This window comes from Pseudomonas sp. MPC6 (genome assembly GCF_006094435.1).
Lineage (GTDB): Bacteria > Pseudomonadota > Gammaproteobacteria > Pseudomonadales > Pseudomonadaceae > Aquipseudomonas.
In genome coordinates this window covers 4046591-4069221 of sequence record NZ_CP034783.1, presented here as the reverse complement: position 1 = coordinate 4069221, position 22631 = coordinate 4046591, and the positions used below count along the sequence as shown (strand labels likewise).

The 22631-nt window shown below is 62.2% G+C and carries 17 protein-coding genes; 12 read left to right on the top strand and 5 right to left on the bottom strand.

Annotation, left to right across the window (positions count from 1 at the left end; translation table 11 throughout):
- Nucleotides 1–21 precede the first annotated feature (21 nt).
- Together ELQ88_RS20725 and ELQ88_RS34155 are read left to right on the top strand one after the other, a co-directional pair.
- Entirely contained in the window at nucleotides 22–1503 is a 1482-nt protein-coding gene (locus ELQ88_RS20725; protein ID WP_128872435.1) for an MBL fold metallo-hydrolase, read from the top strand.
- 124 nt (nucleotides 1504–1627) lie between these two features.
- Nucleotides 1628–3211, top strand: a complete 1584-nt coding sequence (locus tag ELQ88_RS34155) for a hypothetical protein (protein ID WP_161599975.1) — start codon at nucleotides 1628–1630, stop codon at nucleotides 3209–3211.
- Between the two features lie 210 nt (nucleotides 3212–3421).
- Here ELQ88_RS34155 and ELQ88_RS20715 read toward each other — a convergent pair whose 3' ends face one another.
- Both ELQ88_RS20715 and ELQ88_RS20710 read right to left on the bottom strand, forming a co-directional pair.
- Nucleotides 3422–3856: a nuclear transport factor 2 family protein gene (locus ELQ88_RS20715; protein ID WP_138967429.1), complete on the bottom strand. Its 435-nt coding sequence runs from the start codon at nucleotides 3854–3856 to the stop codon at nucleotides 3422–3424.
- A gap of 69 nt (nucleotides 3857–3925) precedes the next feature.
- Complete coding sequence (locus tag ELQ88_RS20710; RefSeq protein ID WP_138967427.1) at nucleotides 3926–5251, bottom strand: MFS transporter; 1326 nt, start codon at nucleotides 5249–5251, stop codon at nucleotides 3926–3928.
- Nucleotides 5252–5537: 286 nt separating this feature from the next.
- On the opposite strand from ELQ88_RS20710, the gene ELQ88_RS20705 reads away from it, so the two are divergent.
- The 10 genes from ELQ88_RS20705 to ELQ88_RS20655 all read left to right on the top strand — a co-directional run bounded on the left by ELQ88_RS20705 (nucleotide 5538) and on the right by ELQ88_RS20655 (nucleotide 19701).
- A complete protein-coding gene (locus ELQ88_RS20705) occupies nucleotides 5538–6623 on the top strand; it encodes an alkene reductase (RefSeq protein ID WP_138967425.1) in 1086 nt (361 codons plus the stop codon).
- The gene (locus ELQ88_RS20700) at nucleotides 6620–8473 is read left to right on the top strand and encodes a long-chain-acyl-CoA synthetase (RefSeq protein WP_128872429.1); all 1854 of its coding nucleotides are present in this window, start codon (nucleotides 6620–6622) and stop codon (nucleotides 8471–8473) included. Before ELQ88_RS20705 ends, ELQ88_RS20700 begins: the two co-directional genes overlap by 4 nt.
- Nucleotides 8466–9551, top strand: a complete 1086-nt coding sequence (locus tag ELQ88_RS20695) for an MBL fold metallo-hydrolase (protein ID WP_138967423.1) — start codon at nucleotides 8466–8468, stop codon at nucleotides 9549–9551. The genes ELQ88_RS20700 and ELQ88_RS20695 overlap by 8 nt, the downstream gene beginning before the upstream one ends.
- 100 nt (nucleotides 9552–9651) lie before the next feature.
- Complete coding sequence (locus ELQ88_RS20690; protein WP_138969552.1) at nucleotides 9652–11286, top strand: DUF1302 family protein; 1635 nt, start codon at nucleotides 9652–9654, stop codon at nucleotides 11284–11286.
- Nucleotides 11287–11378: 92 nt separating this feature from the next.
- On the top strand, nucleotides 11379–12590 hold the full coding sequence (locus ELQ88_RS20685; RefSeq protein ID WP_138967421.1) for a thiolase family protein: 1212 nt from the start codon (nucleotides 11379–11381) through the stop codon (nucleotides 12588–12590).
- Between the two features lie 4 nt (nucleotides 12591–12594).
- Nucleotides 12595–13545: an OB-fold domain-containing protein gene (locus tag ELQ88_RS20680; protein ID WP_138967419.1), complete on the top strand. Its 951-nt coding sequence runs from the start codon at nucleotides 12595–12597 to the stop codon at nucleotides 13543–13545.
- A gap of 392 nt (nucleotides 13546–13937) precedes the next feature.
- The gene (locus ELQ88_RS20670; protein WP_138967415.1) at nucleotides 13938–14924 is read left to right on the top strand and encodes a YCF48-related protein; all 987 of its coding nucleotides are present in this window, start codon (nucleotides 13938–13940) and stop codon (nucleotides 14922–14924) included.
- A 14-nt stretch (nucleotides 14925–14938) separates the two neighbouring features.
- Complete coding sequence (locus ELQ88_RS20665; protein ID WP_138967413.1) at nucleotides 14939–17362, top strand: MMPL family transporter; 2424 nt, start codon at nucleotides 14939–14941, stop codon at nucleotides 17360–17362.
- A gap of 154 nt (nucleotides 17363–17516) precedes the next feature.
- Nucleotides 17517–18752: a helix-turn-helix transcriptional regulator gene (locus ELQ88_RS20660; protein ID WP_128872424.1), complete on the top strand. Its 1236-nt coding sequence runs from the start codon at nucleotides 17517–17519 to the stop codon at nucleotides 18750–18752.
- A gap of 181 nt (nucleotides 18753–18933) precedes the next feature.
- A complete protein-coding gene (locus ELQ88_RS20655) occupies nucleotides 18934–19701 on the top strand; it encodes an SDR family oxidoreductase (protein WP_128872423.1) in 768 nt (255 codons plus the stop codon).
- A 108-nt stretch (nucleotides 19702–19809) separates the two neighbouring features.
- Here the strand turns inward: ELQ88_RS20655 and dmpG are convergent, their stop codons facing one another.
- The 3 genes from dmpG to ELQ88_RS20640 are packed head-to-tail and all read right to left on the bottom strand — an operon-like array spanning nucleotide 19810 to nucleotide 22609.
- Nucleotides 19810–20838, bottom strand: a complete 1029-nt coding sequence (gene dmpG, locus ELQ88_RS20650; protein WP_138967411.1) for a 4-hydroxy-2-oxovalerate aldolase — start codon at nucleotides 20836–20838, stop codon at nucleotides 19810–19812.
- A 10-nt stretch (nucleotides 20839–20848) separates the two neighbouring features.
- Nucleotides 20849–21775 carry an acetaldehyde dehydrogenase (acetylating) gene (locus tag ELQ88_RS20645; RefSeq protein ID WP_138967409.1) on the bottom strand — a complete coding sequence of 309 codons (927 nt, stop codon included), beginning with the start codon at nucleotides 21773–21775 and terminating at the stop codon, nucleotides 20849–20851.
- A gap of 42 nt (nucleotides 21776–21817) precedes the next feature.
- A complete protein-coding gene (locus tag ELQ88_RS20640; protein WP_138967407.1) occupies nucleotides 21818–22609 on the bottom strand; it encodes a fumarylacetoacetate hydrolase family protein in 792 nt (263 codons plus the stop codon).
- Between the last annotated feature and the right edge of the window lie 22 nt (nucleotides 22610–22631).

The window sequence follows — 22631 nt, the reverse complement described above, 5'->3', positions numbered from 1 at the left end:
AACCAAAGGTTATTTATAAACATGCATAACAATTATAAAAAAGCACTACTTTCAATGGGACTGACTTTTGTCGTGGGGGGGCTGAACGCCGCGACTCAAGTGCCGACCTCCGCCGCAACGCCAGATCCTAAAGCCGTTGAACGGTTTGAGTTGCGCACCGAACTCATGAAGCAATATCCCAACGTATTGAACACCCTGCGATCCAATCCAAATGCCGGGTTTGGCGGCCCTGTGTCCGCGGCTATTGCCAATCATATGTACAGTAGAACCAACCAGGCCGCGATCGACGATGCGCGCTCGATGCTGACTATTGAGCAACAGGGCAAGGGGACCTGGTTATTGCGTTTTCCCTTTGTCAATGTCGCGGTATTCGAAACAACCGAGGGGCTGGTTCTGGTCGATACCGGTTATGCACCGGCTGGCCCGGCCCTGGTTGAAGCACTGCGCAAGATCAGCAATAAACCCGTTAACACCATTATTATTACCCATCACCATGCCGACCATGCGTTTGGTGCCTGGGCGCTACTCGCGGCCGGGGAAAAGCCGCGCATCATTTCCACTGACACTTATCTTTCCGAATTGGCGATTGACACCAAACTGGTCAATTTTTCCATCGTCCGCCTTAACAACCAGGACCCGCGGGATGTTCCACGGCGCATGGAAGACACCATCCTGCCCACTGAAACATTCCACGGAACCAAAACCCTGAGCATTGGCGGTGAAGACTTCATATTGACCCAGGCCCGCGGGGAGTCTGCCGATCAACTATGGGTGAGCGTGCCTTCACGCAAAGTGGTGGTCAGCGCCGACTATTGGCAACCCTTCCTGCTCAATGCCGGCAATGGCAAGCGCCGTCAGCGCCATGTGGCCGAGTGGGCACAGGCATTACGCGATATGGCCGCCGCCAGGCCGGAATGGGTATTACCGATGCACGGCGCGGCAATGATCTCTGCCGCTGAAGCTCAAGACAAGTTACTGGCCGCTGCCGACATGTTGGATTCGGCTGTCACCCAAGTGGCCGACGGACTGAATGCAGATAAACGTCCCGATGAAATCGTGGCTTCCGTCAAGCTGCCTGAAAAGCTGCAAGGGCGCACGGACATGGCGGAAACCTACAACCGTTTTCAAGACGTTGCAAAAATGGTCTTGAAAGAAGACGGCGGCTGGTGGAATGGCGTGCCTTCGGATTGGGCCCCAGCCCCACTATCGGCCTTTGGCAGTGAAATGGTCGAACTGAGCGGCGGGATCGATAAGGTGACCACACGCATTCGAGCACTGCAGGAGACTAATCCGGCCTTGGCGTGCAAGCTCGCAGACATGGCTTACTTTGCGGCCCCGGACAATAAAGACGTCCTGCAGGTGTCCCTGGATGCATACTCCAAACGCATTGCACCCGGCATCCCCACTCAAGAGTTGACTGTTTATCTGGAACACATGCTCAACCTTAAACAACGCCTTAAGCATCTGGATAAACAACCAAGCCTTGACACCGCCTCCCACTAACACACTTCGGTTTAAACACTGATACACCACGTAGGGCTGGCCAAAAACCACCTGACAGAATTGCCAGTCGGTGCTGGCTCTTTTTTTGGCAGCCCCTCCAATTGTTACGTGAGCGAAAATAATAATGAAAAAACGCTGGATCATAACCCCGGCTGCGGCGGCCATCCTTGCATTGCCCTTTGCACTCTTGCCAATCGCCAGCCGCGAGCGAATGGAAGCAGTCCCTATCGAGGGCCAATCCTCCGCTGCCATCCAATGGGATAACAGCTTCAAGCCAGCGTCGGTTCCGGGTGCGGTAGAAGCTCACCCTTATCTTGCGCCGCTCGGGCAAGGCACGATGCATGGCGACGGCTTTCAGTCAGATACCCATCCAGCCAGTGGGCCGATGGGTACGGCCCTCGAAGTCCGTACGCGACAGGGAGGTAATTGGCTGCCGCGCCAGTGCGCGACTTATGTGTACCGCAGCGACGGCAAGATCATCTCGATGTGCGGCGGGCTCACCGGCTTTCGCATCGTCCTGATTGATCCGACCACGCTCAAGGCCCTGGCTTATTACGATTTGCCTCTGCGCCCAAGTTCATTCCAGGCGCTGATCCATCGCGACATGAGCCTGATGATGAATGACTCCTCGGGCGGCGCCTACCTGTTCCTCGATAATCAGGATCGTATTGTTCTCGGCGACAGCCGTCAGATGATCCAGCGCATTGCCCTGCATGAGGAAGGTGGCCAGTGGCGCTTCGTCGTCGAGAAGGAATGGGACATGCGACCTCATGTCCCACACGACTGCCAGAACTACGACAACTGGTTCCCGTCCGGCGCCTGCGACATGATCACCACCGTCATGCCCGACACCAAGGGGCATTACTGGTGGCTCACGCGCTTTGGTCGCGTGGGGACGCTCAATCCCGAGACTGGGCAGGTCCAGCAACTGCGCCTGCCGGACGAAGAAATCCAGAACGCCGTCGCGATGGATAGCCGCGCCGTCTATGTACTCTCCGACCATGCGCAATATGCCTTTGCCGCAGACCAGGACGGTATGCCGCGGCAACTGTGGCGGCACACCTATGACCGGGGTGACGAGCGCAAGGTCGGCACGATCAACCAGGGTAGCGGGACCACCCCGACGCTGCTCGGTGAGCGCTACATCACTTTCGCCGACAACGCCAATCCGCGCATCAACATCGTCGTATTACGCCGTGGTGATCTGAAGCCCGGTGAGCAGCGCGAAATCTGCCGGGTTCCCGTGTTCACCGCCGGCAACAGCGCCACCGACAACTCGATGATCGGTTGGGGGCATTCGATCCTGCTCGAAAACAATTCGGGATACAAAAGCGCTCATACGCAAAAGGATTGGGACGCGATTACCGGTGGCGTGGTCAGGGTCGACATCCGTGCAGACGAAAGCGGCTGCGACACGGTCTGGACATCGCCGCTCAAGGCGCCTTCGTCGGTTGCCAAGCTGTCCGCAAGTAACGGCATCGCCTATTACTACAGTTTTGACCAAGGCCCCCAAGGCACCCAGGACTGGTCGGTCGTCGGCCTCGATTTCCGTACGGGCAAACAGGTCATCAAGATCCCTACAGGACGAGGCAAGGTCTTTGACAATAACTGGGCCTCGATGTCGATCGGCCCTGACGGCTCGCTCTATGTAGGGACCACCCGCGGCCTGGTCCAGGTGCGCAGCCAACTCAAGTCAGCGCAGCGTTAGGCCTGACAGTTCGGACGAGCTGATTTCAAAACGATTTATTTATTGTGACTCAAAGGGAGTGGGCCAACCTGGCCCTCTCCTGCAAAGAACAATCGTTGAATCTGTACTGCCAGTGAGCACCCGCCATACGAAGGACGGAGTCTGGAACAATCGGGCCAGCGTCTGGGCCCTGCCTTCCTGAGCATCACGATCCAGGCGATACCATTGCGCCTACATCAACAAATGCCCCGTCAGGTCCCCCATCATTTCCAGCTGCGAATAATCACGAAAGCTGAACCGCCACACCCCGTCGGCATGCTCGAACTCGTCGAGGTAACGCCCGGCGGCGATGGGTTGCAGGGGCAGGGTGTCGGTGGCCTGAAGCACGGTGTAGCAGGAGCGAACCGTCGCGGTTCCTGCGGCTTCGTCGATGTCGATGATGGGGTTGCTGATGACGTGTCGGGTGCGGGGCGTGCCGCAGGGGTAGAGCTTGATTCGTCGTTGCCAGATGTCCAGCAGGGCGGTGTGATCAAGGAAGTCGCCCTGGCTTTGCACCTTGATGCGGGCATGACGAAACAGCTCGGCGGCCTCGACCAGTTGGCCGCTGTCCAGGCATTCGGCGTAACGGTAGAGCAGGTTGCTGATCTGTACGGCGCTGGTACTCATGGTGATCCTCATAAAAAAGCCGCTGGAACCTGACAGGTTTCCAGCGGCGCGGTGGTATGGGGAGGAGGGTCAGGCAGTCACGGCCTGGTTCGGTGAGGACCGCGGGGCGGGGCTCTTCATGTGTTGGCGGTAACGCGGCAGCGCCAGGGTCAGGAATACGCTGGCCAGCACCAGCATTGACACCGACGAAGCCAGGGCATAGCGCAGGGATTCACTGCCCAGGGTCGGCACGAAGAAGTCACTGAGCATGCCTACGAACAGCGGCCCGACACCGACACCCAGCAGGGTCATGGACATGACGAAAATCGCCGTGGCCTGGGCCAGTCGCGTGGATGGGAACAGGTGGGTAATGGCGCTCAGGCACGGCGTTGCCCACCACACCCCGAAGAAACCGAAGGCGCTGTAGAACAGGAACGCTTGCGGCACGGCGATGCTGCCGATATGGAACGCCGTGCCCTGGGGCCAGAGGAAGTACGCCAGGGCGAAGGGAATGCTGATCAGCGTACCCAGCAACGGCACACCGATTTGCCAGCCGACATCACGCCGCGCCATGCGGTCGGTGAGCATGCCGCATACCAGGGTGCCGATAGTCGACCCGATGCCGCCCACTACGCCCACCAGAAATCCGGCCTCTTGCAGGTTGAGGCCGTGGGAACGGATCAGGAAGCTCGGGCTCCAGGTGCCGATGGCGTAGCCGGCAATCGCCGCCGAACCGCCGGTGAGTACCAGGCACAGGAACGAGGGCATGCGAAACAGCTCGACCAGAGTCTTGAGCCAGCCATCCTGTGGCGCCGCGACGTTGCCCAGCGGCACTGCGCGCTTGGGCGTCCGCACGGTCAGCAGCAGTAGCAGGCCAAGGAAGATGCCGGGTGCGCCTATCAGCAAGAAGGCGTAGCGCCAGCCGTGGTGCTGGGCAATCCAGCCGCCCAGGCCCAGGCCAACTATCGCCCCCAGGCTGGAACCGAGCATCAGCACCGACAGGGCAGTGGAACGGCGGTTCGCCGGGTACAAATCCGAGACCATGGCCACCGACGGCGCCGTGCCGCCGGCCTCGCCAACCGCCACGCCGACTCGCGCCAGCACCAGGGTCAAAAAGTTGCCGGCCATGCCGCAGAGCATGGTCATCAGGCTCCAGGCGATGCAGCTGAAGGCAATCACTGGCTTGCGCCCGATGCGGTCCGACAGGCGCCCCAGCGGGAAGCCGAACACGGTGTAGAACACGGCGAAGGTCACCCCCGACAGCAAGCCGATGCCGGTATCGGAAATGCCGAATTCGAGCTTCACCGGCTCGATCAGGATCGCCATCAACTGGCGGTCGATGTAGTTGAACACATAGATGCTGGCGAGCACGAACAGCGCGTAATGCGTTCGCCATGTCACGGGGGATTGGTTCACTGCGGGTGCTCCCGGTTTTGTTCTAGTTGCCGCGATGTTCGGCTCGTCACGGTTTTTTTTCATCGTCCGTTCAGACCATCTTTGTCGTCCCCGGCTGGTCTCCTACGTGCGTACAAACGATGCGGTATCGGGATCGCCTTGTCGATAGCGAACCTAGTCTTGTCGGACGATGTTTCGCTCGCGTCCAACGTCAATCATTCAGCCCATATTCGCTGGCGTGTCAGTGCTTGCCCAAGCTGCGGCAAGCGATCCGACAGCCTGAAAACAAAAAAGCTGAGGAATTGAAATGAGCGTCTTGTTCGAGCCGGTCACCCTGGGCGAGCTGCAACTGGCCAACCGCATTGTCATGGCGCCCATGACCCGCAGCCGCGCCCTTGCCGATGCAGTACCCGGTAGCGAGATGGTCGAGTACTACCGTCAGCGTGCCAGTGCCGGGTTGATCGTGGCCGAGGGCACCGCGCCGTCCGCCAGCGGCCTGGGCTATTGCCGCACCCCGGCGATCTACAGCAGCGAGCAGATCACCGGCTGGCAGCGGGTCACCGAGGCCGTGCATGCCGAGGGCGGATGCATCGTCCTGCAACTGATGCACGTCGGCCGCGCCGCCACCCAGCACAACAAACCGGCAGGCGCCGCGACGGTGGCACCTTCGGCGCTGCGTGCGCGGACCCAGGTGTTCAGTGACGCCGCGGGCCTGGTCGATACCGACGAACCACAGGCGCTGACCCTGCAGGGTATTGACGAGGTCATCGAAGACTATCGCCAGGCCGCATTGAATGCGCGCCTGGCAGGCTTCGACGGTGTCGAGCTGCACTGCACCAGCGGTTACCTGCCAATGCAATTCATGGCCTCCGGCAGCAATCAACGCAACGATGCCTACGGCGGCGATGTGACCGGGCGGGTGCGTTTTGCCAAGGAAGTGATCGAGGCCATGGCCAGCGCGATTGGCGCCGGACGCGTCGGCTTTCGCCTGTGCCCCGGTAATCCCTACAACGACATCGACGACCAGGATCCGGCTGCCACCGCGGCCGCCTTGTGTGAGGCCGTGGCGCCGTTGGGCCTGGCTTACCTGCACATCATGCGCTCGCCACTGGCAGACCTCAACGCCTTCGCCCTGGCGCGTCAACACAGCCCTCATGCGTTGATTCTCAACGATGGTTTCGACGGTCCTTCGGCCAGTGCCGCTCTCGCGTCGGGCGAGGGGGCTGCCGTGTCGTTCGCTCGTCACTTTATTGCCAACCCCGATCTGGTGGAACGCTTGAAGCGTGGCCTGCCGCTGACTCGCTTCGACCGCAAGACGCTTTATACGCCGGGCTCGGCTGGTTACTCGGATTACCCCGCCTATCAAGCCGATGCCCAGGAGGTGGCGCAATGAACCTGAACGACTTGCCCAACGTCCTGCCGGCCCACCCGGTACCACGGGAGCAGACACAGGCGCTGCTCGATCAGCGTTCGATCGCCGCCGGGCAGATCAAGCCGAAAGACCTCTACACCTTGGCTGACCGTCTGGAGCAACGGGTGGCTGAGCAGGGCGAGCGCACGTTTCTGATCTATGGCGAGCAGACCCTGAGCTACTTCGAGGTCGATGCGCGGGCCAATCAGATGGCTCACACGTTCTATGCCAATGGTCTGCGCGCCGGCGATGTCTGCGCCCTGGCCATGGAGAACCGCCCGGCGTTTTTCTGCACCTGGTTCGGCCTGGTCAAGCTCGGGGTGGTGGTGGCATTCATCAACACTCAGGTCAGCGGTCGCGCGCTGCTGCATGCGTTGCAAACCACCGAAGCCAAGGCGTTGGTGACAGGCGAAGAATGCCTGGCCAATGTGCAGGCCACCGAAGGGTTTCCGGACCTGCCGTGCTGGCTGATACGCGACCCGGAAAATCCCTGGACCGGACCGCTGCCCAAGAGCGTCGACGGGCATTTCGATGCGCGCCTGGAGAAAGCCCCGTGCACGCCGTTTCCCCGCGATATCCGCGCGCACATCGAAGCGCAAGCCCCGACCCTGCTGATCTTCACCTCGGGCACTACGGGCTTGCCCAAGGCGGCGCGCTACAGCCACATGCGCTGGATGTCCTCGGGCGATGTGATGGAAACCACTCTGCAAGCCACTTGCGAGGATGTGTTCTATTGCTGTCTGCCGCTGTACCACGGTGCTGCTGCCACGTCGGTGACCTCCACCGCGCTGCGGGTGGGTGCTGCCATTGTGGTGCGCCGCAAGTTCAGCGTGCGAGAGTTCTGGAAGGACGTCGCGCGTCATCAGATCAGCATCTTCCAGTATATCGGTGAGATCTGCCGCTACCTGCTCAATCAGCCGGTGCAAACGGGTGAGCGCGAGCACAGTCTGCGTTGCATGCTCGGTGCCGGTCTGTCGCCGGACTCCTGGCAGCGCTGGCTGGAGCGCTTCGGTCCGATCCAGGTGTTCGAGGGTTGGGGCGCCACCGAGGCCAATACCACGGTGATCAACGTCGACAACTATTTCGGTTCCTGCGGCCGGGTACCCGACTGGAGCAAAACCAACCTGCGGCTGGTGCGTTACGACATCGAAAACGACTGCCATCCACGGGACGAAAACGGTTTCTATCAAGTTTGCAAAGTGGGTGAGATTGGCGAGGCCATGGGCTTTATCGTCGATCACCCGGAGATCGGTGGCGGACGTTTCGAGGGCTACACCTCAAGCGAGGCTACCGAAAGCAAGATTCGCCGCAATGTGTTTCGCGAGGGCGATGCCTACTGGAGCTCCGGCGACTTGCTGCGCGAGGACGCCGACGGTTACTGCTACTTCGTCGACCGCATCGGCGATACCTATCGCTGGAAGAGCGAGAACGTGTCGACCCTGGAAGTGGCGGACGCCCTGAGCGATCTGTCGGGCCTGGAGCTGATCAACGTCTATGGCGTCCAGGTGCCTGGCCATGAAGGCCGCGCCGGCATGGCCGCAGTGCTGATGCAGGAGGGCCAGGCGTTCGATCCGGACGCCCTGTACCGCCTGACCGAAACGCGCTTGCCGCGCTATGCAGCCCCGCTGTTCGTGCGAGTCACCCAGTCGGCGGACCTGACGGCCAGCTTCAAGCTGCGCAAGGTCGATCTGCAGCGCCAGGGCTACTGCCCGACCCGTTGCAACGATCCGCTGTTCATCCGCGACGAGCAAGCCCGCACCTATGTGCCCTATTCGGTAGAGGCCCTGACGCGGGCCGGCCTGACGCCTTTCGCGGTGGCCGACCATGGCTGATCTCGACGACAACGGTCACGAACTGCGCGGCGGCCTGCGGTATCCATGGCCTCAGGCGCCTGATTCCGGGCAGGTGCGCGAAGTGGCGCCAGGCGTCTGGTGGTTGCGTATGCCGCTGCCGTTTCGCCTGGACCACATCAACCTCTACCTGCTGCGTCACACCGACGGTTGGGTGGTGGTAGACACCGGCATGAACACCGAGCAGACCCGCGAAGTCTGGGACCGGGTGCTGAAGGATGTGTGTGCTGGCCTGCCGGTGCTGGCAGTGGTCTGCACCCATTTTCACTCCGACCACGCCGGGGTGGCCGCCTGGCTTTCGGAGCGTTTTCAATGCCCGGTGTACATGACCGCCAGCGAGTTCCAGGCGCTGCACCTCAAGTTTCCCGCCGGTCAACCACCGGGCTGGGACTTCCTCGACTTCTACCGCAAGGCCGGCGTGGCTGACGAGCAAAGCACCGAGATGTTCGCGGTGATGAGCAATGCCCATTTTCTGCCTGCGCCGCTGAACCATTACCGCCGTTTGCGCGAGGGCAGCCTCCTGAATATCGGTGGCCGCACCTGGCAGGTGGTCATCGGCCGCGGTCACTCGCCGGAGCATGCCTGTCTGTATGCCGCCGATGACGGCTTGCTGATCTCCGGCGACCAGGTGTTGCCACGCATCACCTCCACCGTCGGCGTACATGCCACGGAGCCGTTGGCCAACCCGCTGGGCGACTGGCTCGATTCCATCGAGCATTTGCGCAGCGTGCCCGACAGCGTGCTGGTGCTGCCGGCGCACGAGCGGCCGTTTTTCAATTTGCATGAACGCCTGGATCAGCTGGACGCCCATCACCGCGGGCACCTGGCGCAGATGCTGGCCAACTGTGACGAGCCGCGCACCGTGCTCGAACTGATGGCCGTGTTGTTTCCCAGGTTGTCGGGTCGTTTCGACGAACTGATGGCGCTGGGCGAAACGTTGGCCCATGCCAACTATCTGGTGGCCGAAGGGTCGCTTGCGCGGGAAGAGGACCGGGGGTGTTTTCGCTACCGGCGTGCTGTAAGGGGAGCGTGCCCGGTTACACCGCTCAACGTGTTTTGAGCGGATGGCACGACAGCAGTGTTGAACATTCCAGGCAGCCAACCGGTTGCCCTTGAGGAGAATCAGTGTGATCAACAACAACAAAAATAACGCTAAGGTCATGGTTTCGAGCGCATTTCAGGTCAGCAGCCTGGCGGCGGCGATTGCGCTGGTGACCACGCCGGTATGGGCCGGCGATACGATCGAATTCGACAACGGTTTGACCATGGACTGGTCGGTGACCACCAGCTATGGCATCGGTGTGCGCACCGGCAGCCAGAGCGATCGCTTGCTGACGGTCAACGCCGACGATGCCAACCGCAACTTCGACAGTGGCAGCCTGACCACCAACCGTGTGGGCGCGCTGGGCGAAATAATCCTGCGCAAGGACAACTATGGCGCCGTGGTGCGCGGCAGTACCTTCTACGACGACGTCTACCACAGCGGGAACGATAACGACTCGCCCGCCACCGTGAACAAAACCGGCAGCAATGACGAGTTCACCAGTGATACCCGTTACTACAGCGGCGGGCGTAGCAAACTGCTGGATGCCTATGTGTTCAGCGGCTGGCGCTTTGACAACGACACCATGCTGGACGTCAAGGCCGGGCGGCATATCGAATCCTGGGGCGAAAGTTTGTTCTACCCGGGTGTGAATGGCGTACAAAACCCGTCTGACGCGGTAAAAGCGTCCCAGCCGGGTGTCGAGGTCAAGGAAATACTCCTGCCGGTGGGCCAGTTCTCCGGCTCGTTCCGACTGAACCCCCAGCTGACGTTCGGTGCATACGTGCAATACGAATGGAAGGGCACCGAACTGCCGCCGGTGGGTAGCTACCTGTCGAGCAGTGACGTGGTTGGCCCCGGTCGCGAGTTCATCTACGCCAACGGCCAGAAGATCGCTTACCGCGGCACCGACGAACCGCGCGATAGCGGCCAGTGGGGCGTGCAGGTGCGCTACCGCCCGGTACCGGCCATCGAGCTGTCATTGTTCCACGTCAACTACCACGACAAAAACCCGGCCACCGCTCTGGTCGGCTACGACCCGCTGCCGGTGGGCGGTGGCCTCAACGCCTTCGTCAGCAATGGTTACCGGATCAAGTACTTTGAAGACATCAAGCTGACCGGCATCGCCGCCTCGACCAAGATCGGCGACACCCAGGTCGGCGCCGAATGGTCGTACCGCGACGGTGCGCCAGTGATGGTCAATACCGGCCTTGGCGCGGTGCCGTCCAAGGGCAAGGGCCAGCAAATGCAGCTATCGGCGCTCCGGATCCTGGGGAACCGCCCCTGGGCCAGCCAGACCACCCTGACTGCCGAAATCATCCGTGTGCAGGTCGACAGCGTTGAATCCACTTCGGCGGCGCCCAACCTGCAAGGCGTGAACCTGTTGCCTTCCCTGGCACCTCTAGTGGCACCTTCCGATGACTATACTTACAACACCGGCAGCAGTTTCCGCACCAAGTCGTCCAGTGCCTACACCGTGGGCGCATCGTTCAGTTATCCGGGGGTTTTCCAAGGCTGGGATCTGGAAGTGCCCTTCAGTTTCTCCAACGTGTTCAGCGGCTCTACCCCCATGTCCGGCAGCATCTCCGGGGTGCGAGGCGACCGACGCCTGAGCGCCGGCACCACCTTCAAGTACCTGGGCAATCTTGAACTCGGCTTGAAGTACATCAGCTACCTGGGCGAAGCGGACCCGGTCAACCGTCCGTTCGCTGACCGCGACTACGCCACGTTCTCGGCGAAATACACCTTCTGATCGACTTCGCAAGGTCCGGGTCGCCTGACGTGCCCGGACCTTCAATTACACCTGGAAATCGCCGTAGCGTAACGCTTCGGCATGGAGGCACTATGGGGCTCAAAGGGCATGCGGCCATTGTTGGCACCGCACAATACAAACCGGAAAAATACGCGACCGCGCCCAAGATGTTTCACCTTGAGCAAGTCGCCGACCTGGCGGCCCAGGCCTTGCGCGATGCCGGGCTCAAGGCTTCGGACCTCGATGGGCTGGTAATCAACGGCCCGCATTTTCATGAAGCCTCGGTGTTCGTGCCGGCGATGGCCGCCGAGTACCTGGGCCTGCGCCTGAACTTCGCCGAAGTGGTCGACCTGGGCGGCTGCACGTCGGTGGGCATGGTCTGGCGCGCCGCCGCGGCCATCGAACTGGGGCTGTGCCAGGCCGTACTGTGCGTCATTCCGGCACGCATGGCGCCCTTGGGCCCCGACGAGGATGCCGGCTGGATGGCCCGGTCCATGCGTTTTGGTGGACACAGCACGGCATTTGGCGCGCCCGAAGCCGAGTTCGACCTGCCTTACGGGCACATGGGCCAGAACACCGGCTACGCGATGATCGCCCAGCGTTATGCCGCACAGTACGACTACGACCAGCGGGCGATGGCCAAGATCGCCGTCGACCAGCGCACCAACGCCCTGGCCAATCCGCAGGCGATGTTCTACGGCCAGCCGTTGACCATCGAACAGGTCCTGGCCAGCAAAATGGTCGCCGACCCGTTGCACATCCTGGAAATCGTCATGCCGGTGGCCGGTGGCGCCGCGATGATCATTACCAACAAGGAAGTGGCGGCACGGTCCCGCAAGCGTCCGGCCTTCATTACCGGGTTTGGCGAACACCTGGCGTTCAAGTCGCCGTCCTATGCCGAAGACATGCTGAACACGCCGATTGGTCCGGCTTCCCAGCGGGCCTTTGCCATGGCCGGGCTCAAGCCCAAGGACGTCGATGCGGCGCAGATCTACGACTGCTACACCATCACCACCTTGCTGACCCTGGAAGATGCCGGGTTCTGTGGCAAGGGCGAGGGCATGGCGTTCGTGCGCGAACACGACCTGACCTGGCGTGGCGATTTTCCGATGAACACCCATGGCGGGCAGCTCAGTTTCGGCCAGTCGGCCTCGGCCGGTGGCATGAGCCAGGTGATCGAGGCGGTGACGCAGATCGCCGGCACTGCCGGTGAGCGCCAACTGGGGCGCTGTGACAGCGTCTACGTCTCCGGCACCGGCGGCGTGATGAGCGAGCAGGGCGCATTGATACTTCAGGGAGCATAAGCACATGTCCAACAACAAACCGATGCCGGTGCCGACGCAGATCTCCGCACCGTTCTGGGAGGGCCTGAAGGCTCGCCGCCTGTTGATCCAGCAATGCAACGCCTGCGCGCATTGGAACTTCTACCCGCGCCGGCATTGCACGGCCTGCCTGGAGCATGACCTGGCCTGGCGCGAAGTGGACGGCACCGCGACGCTGTACAGCTACACCGTGACGCGCATTGCCACCTTGCCCGACTTCATGGATGAAATGCCGCAGAAACTGGCGGTGGTCGAGTTGGCCCAGGGCGTGCGCATCAATACCAACCTGGTGGGCCTCGATGAAGCCGAAATCCGCATCGGCATGCCATTGCGGCCGGTGTTCGCCGAAGTCGACGCCAAGGGTAACCGCCTGCTGCGTTTTACCGGGGTGGACAAGGATGCGGCGAGCCTTGAATCGCTGCCCGCGCTGGACAGCGAACCGGCGCCTGTTGCGTCACAGCAACAGGCCATCCGGCAGATCGACCTCAACGACGGGCCGGCCTTGCAGGCCCTGGTCAGCGAGCAGTTCAGCGACTGGAGCAATGTGGTGCTGGTCGATCAGGCATTGATCGACGCCTTTGCCCAGTTGTCGGGCGATGATTACTGGATCCATACCGATCCGGAGCGGGCGCGCCTGCAAAGCCCGTTCGGCGGCACCATCGCCCATGGCGCGCTGGTCCAGGTGCTGCAGTCGCGGATGAAACTGGCGCTGGGCTTCGAGGTCAGCGGCTACACCACCCAGATCAACTACGGCTCCGATCGCTTGCGCTTCCCGGCGCCAGTGCCGGCCGGTTCGCGGATCCATTCGCGGGCCCGGGTGAAAAAAGTCGAGGTGTCGGCCCGTGGCACCCAGATGACCCTGGAACTCAATATCCATGTCGTGGGCCAGGACCGGCCGTCGGTGATCAACGAACTGGTGATCCTCTACATCGCCTGATCGCCCCACTCCTGTTCGCGGGCAAGCCTGGCTCCTACAGGCGAAGAACGATGACGCGGTGTACCTGAGACACCGCGGCGTCTGGTTCGCCTGTAGGAGCCAGGCTTGCCGGCGAAGAACGATAACGCGGTGTGTCAGATAAACCGCAGTGCCTGGTTCGCGGGCAAGCCTCGCTCCTACAAATCTCCGCTTCGCACACACATCCCCGCCCCACGCCATTTGCGCCATTGCATAAGCCATATGGACGATGTGTCACCCCACGCCTTGCGTCGACTATCCCCTCAGAGGCAAGCCATCTCGATTGCCTCGCATGCCCTGGCGCCTGACAAGAACAAGAGGATCGGCCCTATGACTTGCCCCATGCACACGTGCCTTAGACAGGAGCATTACTCATGCGCTCTGTGATCGGCTACGCGGTTTGCCTGGTGGTCGCCTTGACCATCGGCTACACCTTCTCCCCAAAATCCCCACCGCAAGCGGAACTGTTGGCCACACGCCCCGACCGGGTGCAGATCAACGGCTTGCTCAATCTGGGCTCGCGCGTGGTCGCCGTGGGCGAGCGCGGCAGCATTCTGCTCAGTGACGATCAGGGCGTCAGCTGGCAACCAGGCAGCGTCGCCACGCAGCGCAATGCCACCCTGACTGCCGTCGTGGCACTGGACGCCAAGCGTTTGCTCGCCGTCGGGCATGACAGCTGGATCCTGCGTTCGATGGACGCCGGCAGCAGTTGGCAGGAAATACGCTACGACGCCGATCTGGGCGAACCGCTGCTCGGCATCTGGACCGGCGGTGGCGACAACGTCATGGCGTTCGGCAGCTTCGGCAAGTTCTATCAATCCGTCGATGCCGGGCAGACCTGGACGCCGCAGTCCCTGGACATCGACAGCGCGCACCTGAACAGCATGGCCGGTGGCGACGATGGCCGGCGCATGCTGGTGGGGGAGCAGGGCCTGATATTGCGCACGGCCGACGCCGGCCAGCACTGGCAGACCTTGCCGGCGTTCTACAGCGGCTCGCTGTTCGGCATCGTGCGCCTGAGCGCGGATAACTGGGTGACCTACGGGATGCGCGGGCATGTGTTCGTCAGCCACGACTTCGGCGACAGCTGGACACAGGTCAACGTGGGTAACCAACTGCCGTTGTACGGCCATGTGCTGCTGCCCGATCACTCGGGGCTGGTGATCGTCGGCGCTGGCAGCTCGGTGGTGCGCCTGGATGCACAAGGCGCGCTGGTGGGTGTCGAGCGCCTGGCAGGGCTCGGTACGTTGACCTCGGCGACGATGGTCGGCTCGCGGCTGCTGGTGGGTGGCGAGCGCGGAGTATTGCAGGGTTCAGGTGGCAGCGTTGCTGCCCTAGTGGCCAAACAGGCCACCCGGTAAATGAGAGGCAGGCAATGAATCAAGGTAAACACTGGGTGACGCGTTGCGTTGAAACGAGCGCCGACCATCTGATGGCCTGGCGCAAGGGGCTGCTGTTGCTGTTCGTACTGGTGACGCTGGGCCTGGGCTACAGCGCCACCCACACGCAGCTGGATCCGGGGTTCAACAAACAGATCCCGGTGACGCATCCCTACATGGTCAACTTTCTCAAATTCAGCCGCTACTTCACCGGCGCCAACCGCCTCCTGGTCAGCGTGCGCTGGAAAGGCGAGGGCGACATCTATAACGCCCAGTACCTGGAGACCCTGCGCAAAGTCACCGACGATGTGTTTTTCATTTCCGGGGTCAGTCGCCCCAGCGTGACGTCGCTGTTTACCGCCAATGTGCGCTACATCGAAATTACCGAGGAAGGTTTTTTTGGCGACGTGGTGGTGCCTCCGCGCTTTAGCGGTACCCTCGAGGACCTGGCGCAGGTACGCAGCAACACGGCGGCCTCCGGACAGGTAGGCCGGCTGGTGGCCAATGACTTGAAGTCGGCCATGGTCCGCGCCGACTTGCAGGACACCGACCCCAAGACCGGCCAGCCGGTGTCCTATGTCGACATCGCCAAGCGCCTGGAAGAAATCCGCGCCAAGTACAACAGTCCCGATATCGAGATCAACATCGTCGGCTTCGCCAAACTGGTGGGCGATGTGGTCGAAGGGCTGAACACGGTAATCGGCTTTTTTGTCGTGGCCTTCGTGATCACCGGGTTGCTGCTGTGGCTGTATTCCCGTTCTCTGCGCTTGACCGTGGTGGCGTTGGTGGTGGCGTTGCTGCCGGTGGTCTGGCTGCTGGGCCTGTTGCCGTTGCTGGGGCTGGGCATTGATCCGATGTCGATCCTGGTGCCGTTCCTGATCTTCTCCATCGGCGTGTCCCATGCGGTGCAGATGACCAACGCCTGGAAGCAGGATGTGCTGGCCGGCAGCACTTCCACGGACGCGGCGCGTTCGGCGTTCTGCAAGATTTTCATTCCCGGTTCCCTGGCCTTGTTGATGAACGCCCTGGGATTTGCGGTGATCATGCTGATCGACATTCCCATCGTCCACGAACTGGGGGTGACTGCCTGCATCGGCGTGATGCTGATGATCATCACCAACAAACTGATGCTGCCCATCATCATTTCCTACCTGCGCCTGGAGCCGGCGCTATTGCGCCGGGCGCAATCGCGTCCTGCGGGCAGGCACCGCCTGTGGTGGCGCCTGTCGGCGCTGGCCGAACCGGGCCCGGCCCTCGGGGTGTTCGCCATCAGTCTGTTGCTGCTGGCGGGCGGGGCCTACAAGGCTCGCGACCTGGCGGTGGGCGATATCGGTGCGGGCGCGCCGGAGCTGCGGGCCGATTCTCGCTATAACCTGGACAACGGCAAGATCATCAGCAGCTATTCCATCGGCCTCGATGTGATGTCGGTGTTCGTCCAGGTCAAGGGCGTCGAAGAAGGCTGCCTGTCCCCCACCGTGATGCGTGCGGTGGAAGCCTTCGATTTCCGCATGCGCACGGTCTCGGGCGTGCAGTCGATCCAGAGCGTGGCGGACATGGGCAAGCGGGTGATCGCCGGCAATAACGAAGGCAATCCGCGCTGGGCGGCGATTCCAGGATCGCCCCGTGGCCTGAGCCAGGGCGCGCGGGCCTATGTGCCCGATGACGGGCTGGTCACCGACGGCTGCCAGCAGATGCAGATCCTGGTGTTCCTTGCCGACCACGAAGGCAGCACGGTCAGTCATACCATCAGTGAAGCCAAGCGGATCATTGCCGAGATCAGCTCGCCGCAAGTCGAATTCCTGCTGGCCGGTGGCAACGTCGGGGTAATGGCGGCTTCCAACGAGGCGGTCAAGCGCGCCGAAATCATCATGCTCGGGGCGCTGTTCGGTTCAGTCGCGCTGTTTTGCTGGATGACCTTCCTGTCGATCCGCGCGGTGCTGTGCATTCTGGTGCCGCTGGCAATTGTCGCGATCCTGTGCAACGCCTTGATGACCATGCTCGGGATCGGCCTGAAGGTCGCCACCTTGCCGGTGATGGCGTTGGGGGTGGGCGTGGGCGTCGACTACGGCATTTATCTGTACGAGCGCATCCAGCATGAAATGCTGCGCGGAGCCAACCTGCGCGAGGCGTTCTACGAGGCCATGTGCCAACGCGGCACGGCGGCGGTATTCACGGCCGTGACCATGTCCATTGGCGTCTGCACCTGGGCCTTCGCGCCGCTGAAGTTCCAGGCGGACATGGGTGTGTTGCTGTCGTTCATGTTCCTGGTCAACGTGCTGGGGGCGATTTTCCTCTTGCCGGCACTGGCGGCCTGGTTCAATCGCGGGCGACCGTTGGTCAGCGAACGGGCACGCCAGCACCCGGCACCAAAAGGCACGTATCAGCTGAAAAAAAGCCCGGCTGCGCGTGATTCTCAATAGCGAAAAAATAAACCTGCCGGGCCTATTGTGGAGTAGGCAGGCGACAGCGAAACTGACGCGCGGGGCCCCTGTTTTCGGGGCCCCCGCAGGCCACTAGCCAAAATATAAAAATAACAAGGGAAGGGCACCGTCCTTACCCGAGCGAGGAAAGACTATGCAAGATGGTGTCCTGACCCCGGAAGTCCTGGCGAGCCTTGGCCTGGATCTCACGCGCTACAACGAGTTGGTGGGCGAGATCTACGACGGCGCCCTCGATCCGAAACTGATGGCCAACGCCCTCAGAAGCTTTCGCAAACTCTACGAGGCCAACTACGTCACGCTGATCCTGCGGGTGCCGGACCAACCCGATACGGGCGTGATGATCCTCGTGGGCGATCTGGAAGGTGCCGGTGACGTCTGCTATATGACTTACCCGCAGACCAATACGCCGTTCGCCAACCAGCCACTGGACAAGGTGTTCACCGTCGATGACATCATGAGCTCCACGGAATGGGAACACAGCGCCTACTTCAAGGCGTTCTGCGGTCCCAACGATGTGTATCACGTGATGTGTGCGGACATTTCCACCCCGGACGGCGGCAAACTGCGCTTTCGCGCCACCCGCCCGAAACACGCCCCCAACTTCTGCGCCAACGAGCGGGCGCTGTGCGCCAGTTTCCTGCCACACCTGCGTCGCGCCTCGCAATTGCATAACCTGCTGGACCGCAGCGAATCGCTGAGCGGGCTGTACTCCCAGGCGATCAGCCGGTTATCGGTGGCGACCCTGGTGCTCGACGAGAGCGGCAGCGTCTTGCAGATCAACCCGGTGGCCGAGGAAATTCTCGCCCGTTCCGATGGCCTGAAACTGGTGGGCGGGCGCCTGGAGGCGACCTATCCAAGTGACAACCGTGAACTGCAACGCCTGATTCGCGCTGCGTTCTGCCCGGATGCCCCGAAAAGTGCCGAGGCCATGTCGGTGACGCGGCCTTCAGGTCTGGTCAACCTCGGTGTGGTGGTCGAATCCATTCCGTCCCTGGACTGGGCCGAGGAGAAGGGCCAGCCGACGGCGTTGGTGTACATCCGCGATGCGTCGAGCAAATCCCTGGCCAGCGAAGTGGTGACCAAGCAGCTGTTCAACCTGACCAAGGCCGAAACCGCCCTGGCGATGGAACTGGCCAACGGCCTGTCTCTGGAAGAAGCGGCCGAGGCCCTCAATATCCGGCGTAACACCGCGCGGGCGCACTTGCGTTCGATCTTCTCCAAGACCGGGGTGCGACGCCAGACCGAGCTGGTGCGCATCATGCTCAACAGCGTGGTGGCCTTGGGTAAACCCAAGCTGGTGTTGAAAATGGGTGAGAAAATCAAGATCCCGCCGCTGAAACTGGCCGTGCCTCTCTATCGTCAGGCCTGAACCCGTTTTGCTGTAGGAGCGAGCTTGCTCGCGATGGACTGAAGAGCGCCGCGTTTAACCAGCAAACACGCGTCATCGTTAACGACCATCGCGAGCAAGCTCGCTCCTACTTAGTCCGCACAGACGATGCCGTCGCGTGATAGCCCTGTCGATACTGGGGGACCTATCACGGAGAACAACTATGCCTATTACAGCCATTACCGGGAGTGCCTCGGGAATTGGGGCCGCCGTATCCGCCGCCATGCGCGCCGCCGGGCACCAGGTCATCGGTATCGATCGCAGCAACGCCGAAGTGATCGCGGACCTGTCCACCCCACAGGGTCGTGACGCGGCCATCGCGCAAGTGCTTGAACTCAGCGGCGGGGTGCTCGACGGGCTGATCTGCTGCGCCGGGGTCGGTGTCACGGCACCGACCTGCAGCCTGATCCTGGCGGTCAACTACTTCGGCGTCAGCCAGTTGCTCGACGGCCTGCAAGGGGCGTTGGCCCGGAGCCAGCAACCGGCTGCGCTAGTGATCGGCTCCGTGGCGGCGACGCATTCGGGGCCCGCCGGCCAGCCGATGATTGACGCGATGCTCGCAGGCGATGAAGCCCAGGCGATGGCATTGGCCAACACCCTCGGTCAACCTCACGTCGCCTATGCCGCCTCCAAGTACGCCATCAGTCACCATGCCCGTAACCTCGCTGTGAGCTGGGGCAAGCAGGGCATGCGCTTGAACGTGGTGGCGCCGGGGGCGGTAGAAACCCCGTTGCACCAGGCTTCGCTGGAAGATGCACGGTTTGGCCAGGCGACCCGTGATTTCGTCGCGCCCCTGGGCCGCTCAGGGCGCCCGGACGAGCTCGCCGCAGTGGTGGCCTTCCTGCAATCGCCACAAGCGTCGTTTGTCCATGGCAGCGTGGTGTTCGTCGATGGCGGTATGGACGCCATGGTCCGCGCCTCGCGCTTCTAACCGCGGTACTGAAAGAGGCGTGGGGGATTCCACGTTGCAGTGCAACTCTGCAACATGGAATCCCCCGCAAGAGTAGTGCTTGATCCCTGATAGCGGGCCTGTGCTGGCTTACGCCTGCCGCCGCTGGCGGGCGAGGGTCATGGCGGTGTCTTCGATCATGTCTTCCTGGCCGCCGACCATGCCGCGACGGCCCATTTCCACGAGGATTTCCCGGGCCGACACGCCATATTTTTTCTCGGCGCGCTTGGCGAACAACAGGAACGAGCCATAGACCCCGGCGTAGCCCATGGTCAAGGCATCGCGGTCGCTGCGGATCGGGAAGTCCATGATCGGCACCACCAGATCCTCGGCCACGTCCTGGATGCCGAACACGCTGACGCCCGTCTCGATGCCCATGCGGTCGCACACCGCGACCAGTACTTCCATCGGCGTGTTGCCGGCACCCGCGCCGAGGCCCGCGCAGGCGGCGTCGATACGGTTGGCCCCGGCGGCAATCGCGGCGATGGAGTTGGACACGCCCATCGACAGATTGTGGTGGCCATGAAAGCCGATTTCGGTTTCAGGCTTCAGGGCCGCGCGCATCGCCGCCACGCGGGCGCTCACGTCGTGCGGCAGCAGGTAGCCCGCCGAGTCGGTCAGGTAGATGCAGTTGGCGCCGTAGCTTTCCATCAGCAAGCCTTGCTTGACCAGGCCTTCGGGGCTGTTCATGTGGGCCATCATCAGGAAACCGACGGTATCCATGCCCAGACCGCGGGCGTGGGAGATGTGCTGTTCGCTGACATCGGCCTCGGTGCAATGGGTGGCCACGCGAATGGTGCTGACCCCCAGTTCATGGGCCATCGTCAGGTGGTCGACGGTGCCGATGCCCGGCAGCAGCAGGGCCGAGACCTTGGCCTTTTTCATCAGCGGGATCACCGCCGACAGGTACTCCTCGTCGGTGTGGGCCGGGAAGCCATAGTTCACCGAGCTGCCGCCCAGGCCATCGCCGTGAGTGACTTCGATCAGCGGCACGCCGGCCGCGTCGAGGCCGCAGGCGATGTCTTTCATCTGCTGCAGGCTGATCTGGTGGCGTTTGGGGTGCATGCCATCGCGCAGGCACATGTCGTGAACGGTAATGCTTTTGCCGCGAAGATCCATGGTCGGCTCCTTATGCGTGGGCGGTTTGGGCGGTGGCGGTCAGCACGAGTTCGCCTTTGAGGATTTCCTCGGCGAACATCTCGGCGGTGCGTGCCGCGGCGGCGGTCATGATGTCGAGGTTGCCGGCGTACTTGGGCAGGTAGTCGCCCAGGCCTTCGACTTCCATGAAGATCGACACCCGATTGCCGTCGAACACCGGGCCGTTGACCAGCCTGTAGCCGGGCACATAGCGTTGCACTTGCTTGATCATGGCCTCGATGGCGGCGGTGATCGCCGGCTGGTCGGGTTCGCTGGCGGTCAGGCAGTGCACGGTGTCGCGCATCATCAGCGGTGGCTCGGCAGGGTTGATGATGATGATCGCCTTGCCTTTCTTCGCGCCGCCGACCTTTTCCACTGCGCTGGCGGTGGTACGCGTGAACTCGTCGATATTCTTCCGGGTGCCGGGGCCGACCGATTTGGAGGCGGCGGTGGCAATGATTTCGGCGTATTCCACCGGTTGCACACTGGACACCGCCGCCACCAGCGGAATGGTGGCCTGGCCACCGCAGGTGACCATGTTGACGTTCATCACGCCCAGTCCCAGTTGGGCCTTGAGGTTGACGGGCGGCACGCAATACGGGCCGATGGCCGCCGGGGTCAGGTCAATCATCAACACGCCCAGGGCATTGAGCTTGCGCGAGTTCTGCGCGTGCACGTAGGCCGAGGTGGCGTCGAAGGCGATCTGGATCTGGTCTTCGAGGACATGGGGCAGCAGGCCGTCGACGCCATCGGCGGTGGTTTTCAGGCCCAGCTCGCGAGCCCGTGCAAGCCCTTCGGAGGTGGCGTCGATGCCCACCATCCACACCGGTTCGAGTACCTCGCTGCGCATCAGTTTGTACAGCAGGTCGGTGCCGATGTTGCCCGGCCCGATCAGCGCGCATTTGATCTTTTTGCTCATGGTCTTTGGCTCCAGGAGGGAAAGGGGGTTATCAAGGGGTGATCAAGGGACGAAGCGCAGGCTGGCTTCACCGAGACCGGTCATTGACAGGCTGATACGGTCACCGGCCATCACCGGGACCAGCGGCGCCAGGGCACCGGACAGAATGATTTCGCCCCGGCGGAACGGAATGCCCAGCTCGCCCAGGGTATTGGCCAGCCAGGCCACGGCCGCACAAGGGTGGCCTTGCACCGCCGAGCCCAGGCCCGAGCCTGCCGGCTGGCCGTTTTTCAGCAGTTGCATGTGCACTGCGGCGAGGTCCAGCGAGCGCGGGTCGATGCGCTGAGTACCGAGGGCGAATACGCCACAGGATGCGTTATCGGCCACGGTGTCCTGGATGCGGATCTGCCAGTCGTCGATCCGCGAATCGACGATCTCGAAGCATGGCGCCACCGATTGGGTGGCGGCCAGCACGTCCTCGGCGCTGATGCCCGGGCCTTGCAAGTCTTCGCCGAGGATAAAGGCGATTTCGCCTTCGGCCCGGGGCTGGATCAAGTTGTAGCGGGCCAGGCTGACATCGCTGCCATCCTCGACCTGCATGGCATTGGTGAGGAAGCCGAAGTCCGGTTGGTGAACATCGAGCATTTCCTGAACGGCACGGCTGGTGACCCCGATTTTTTTGCCGATCACCCGCTCGCCAAGCGCTTCGCGGCGTAGCAGGAACTGCAGGGAAATCCGGTACGCCTGCTCCAGCGTGATGTGCGGGTAGCGTCGGGTCAGGGGCGCCAGTGTCTGGCGGCTGCGCAGGGCGTTGAACAGCTCGTCACCGAGCGCTTTGATCAAATGGGCGTCCATGGGAGGGCTCCAGATGGCAGGG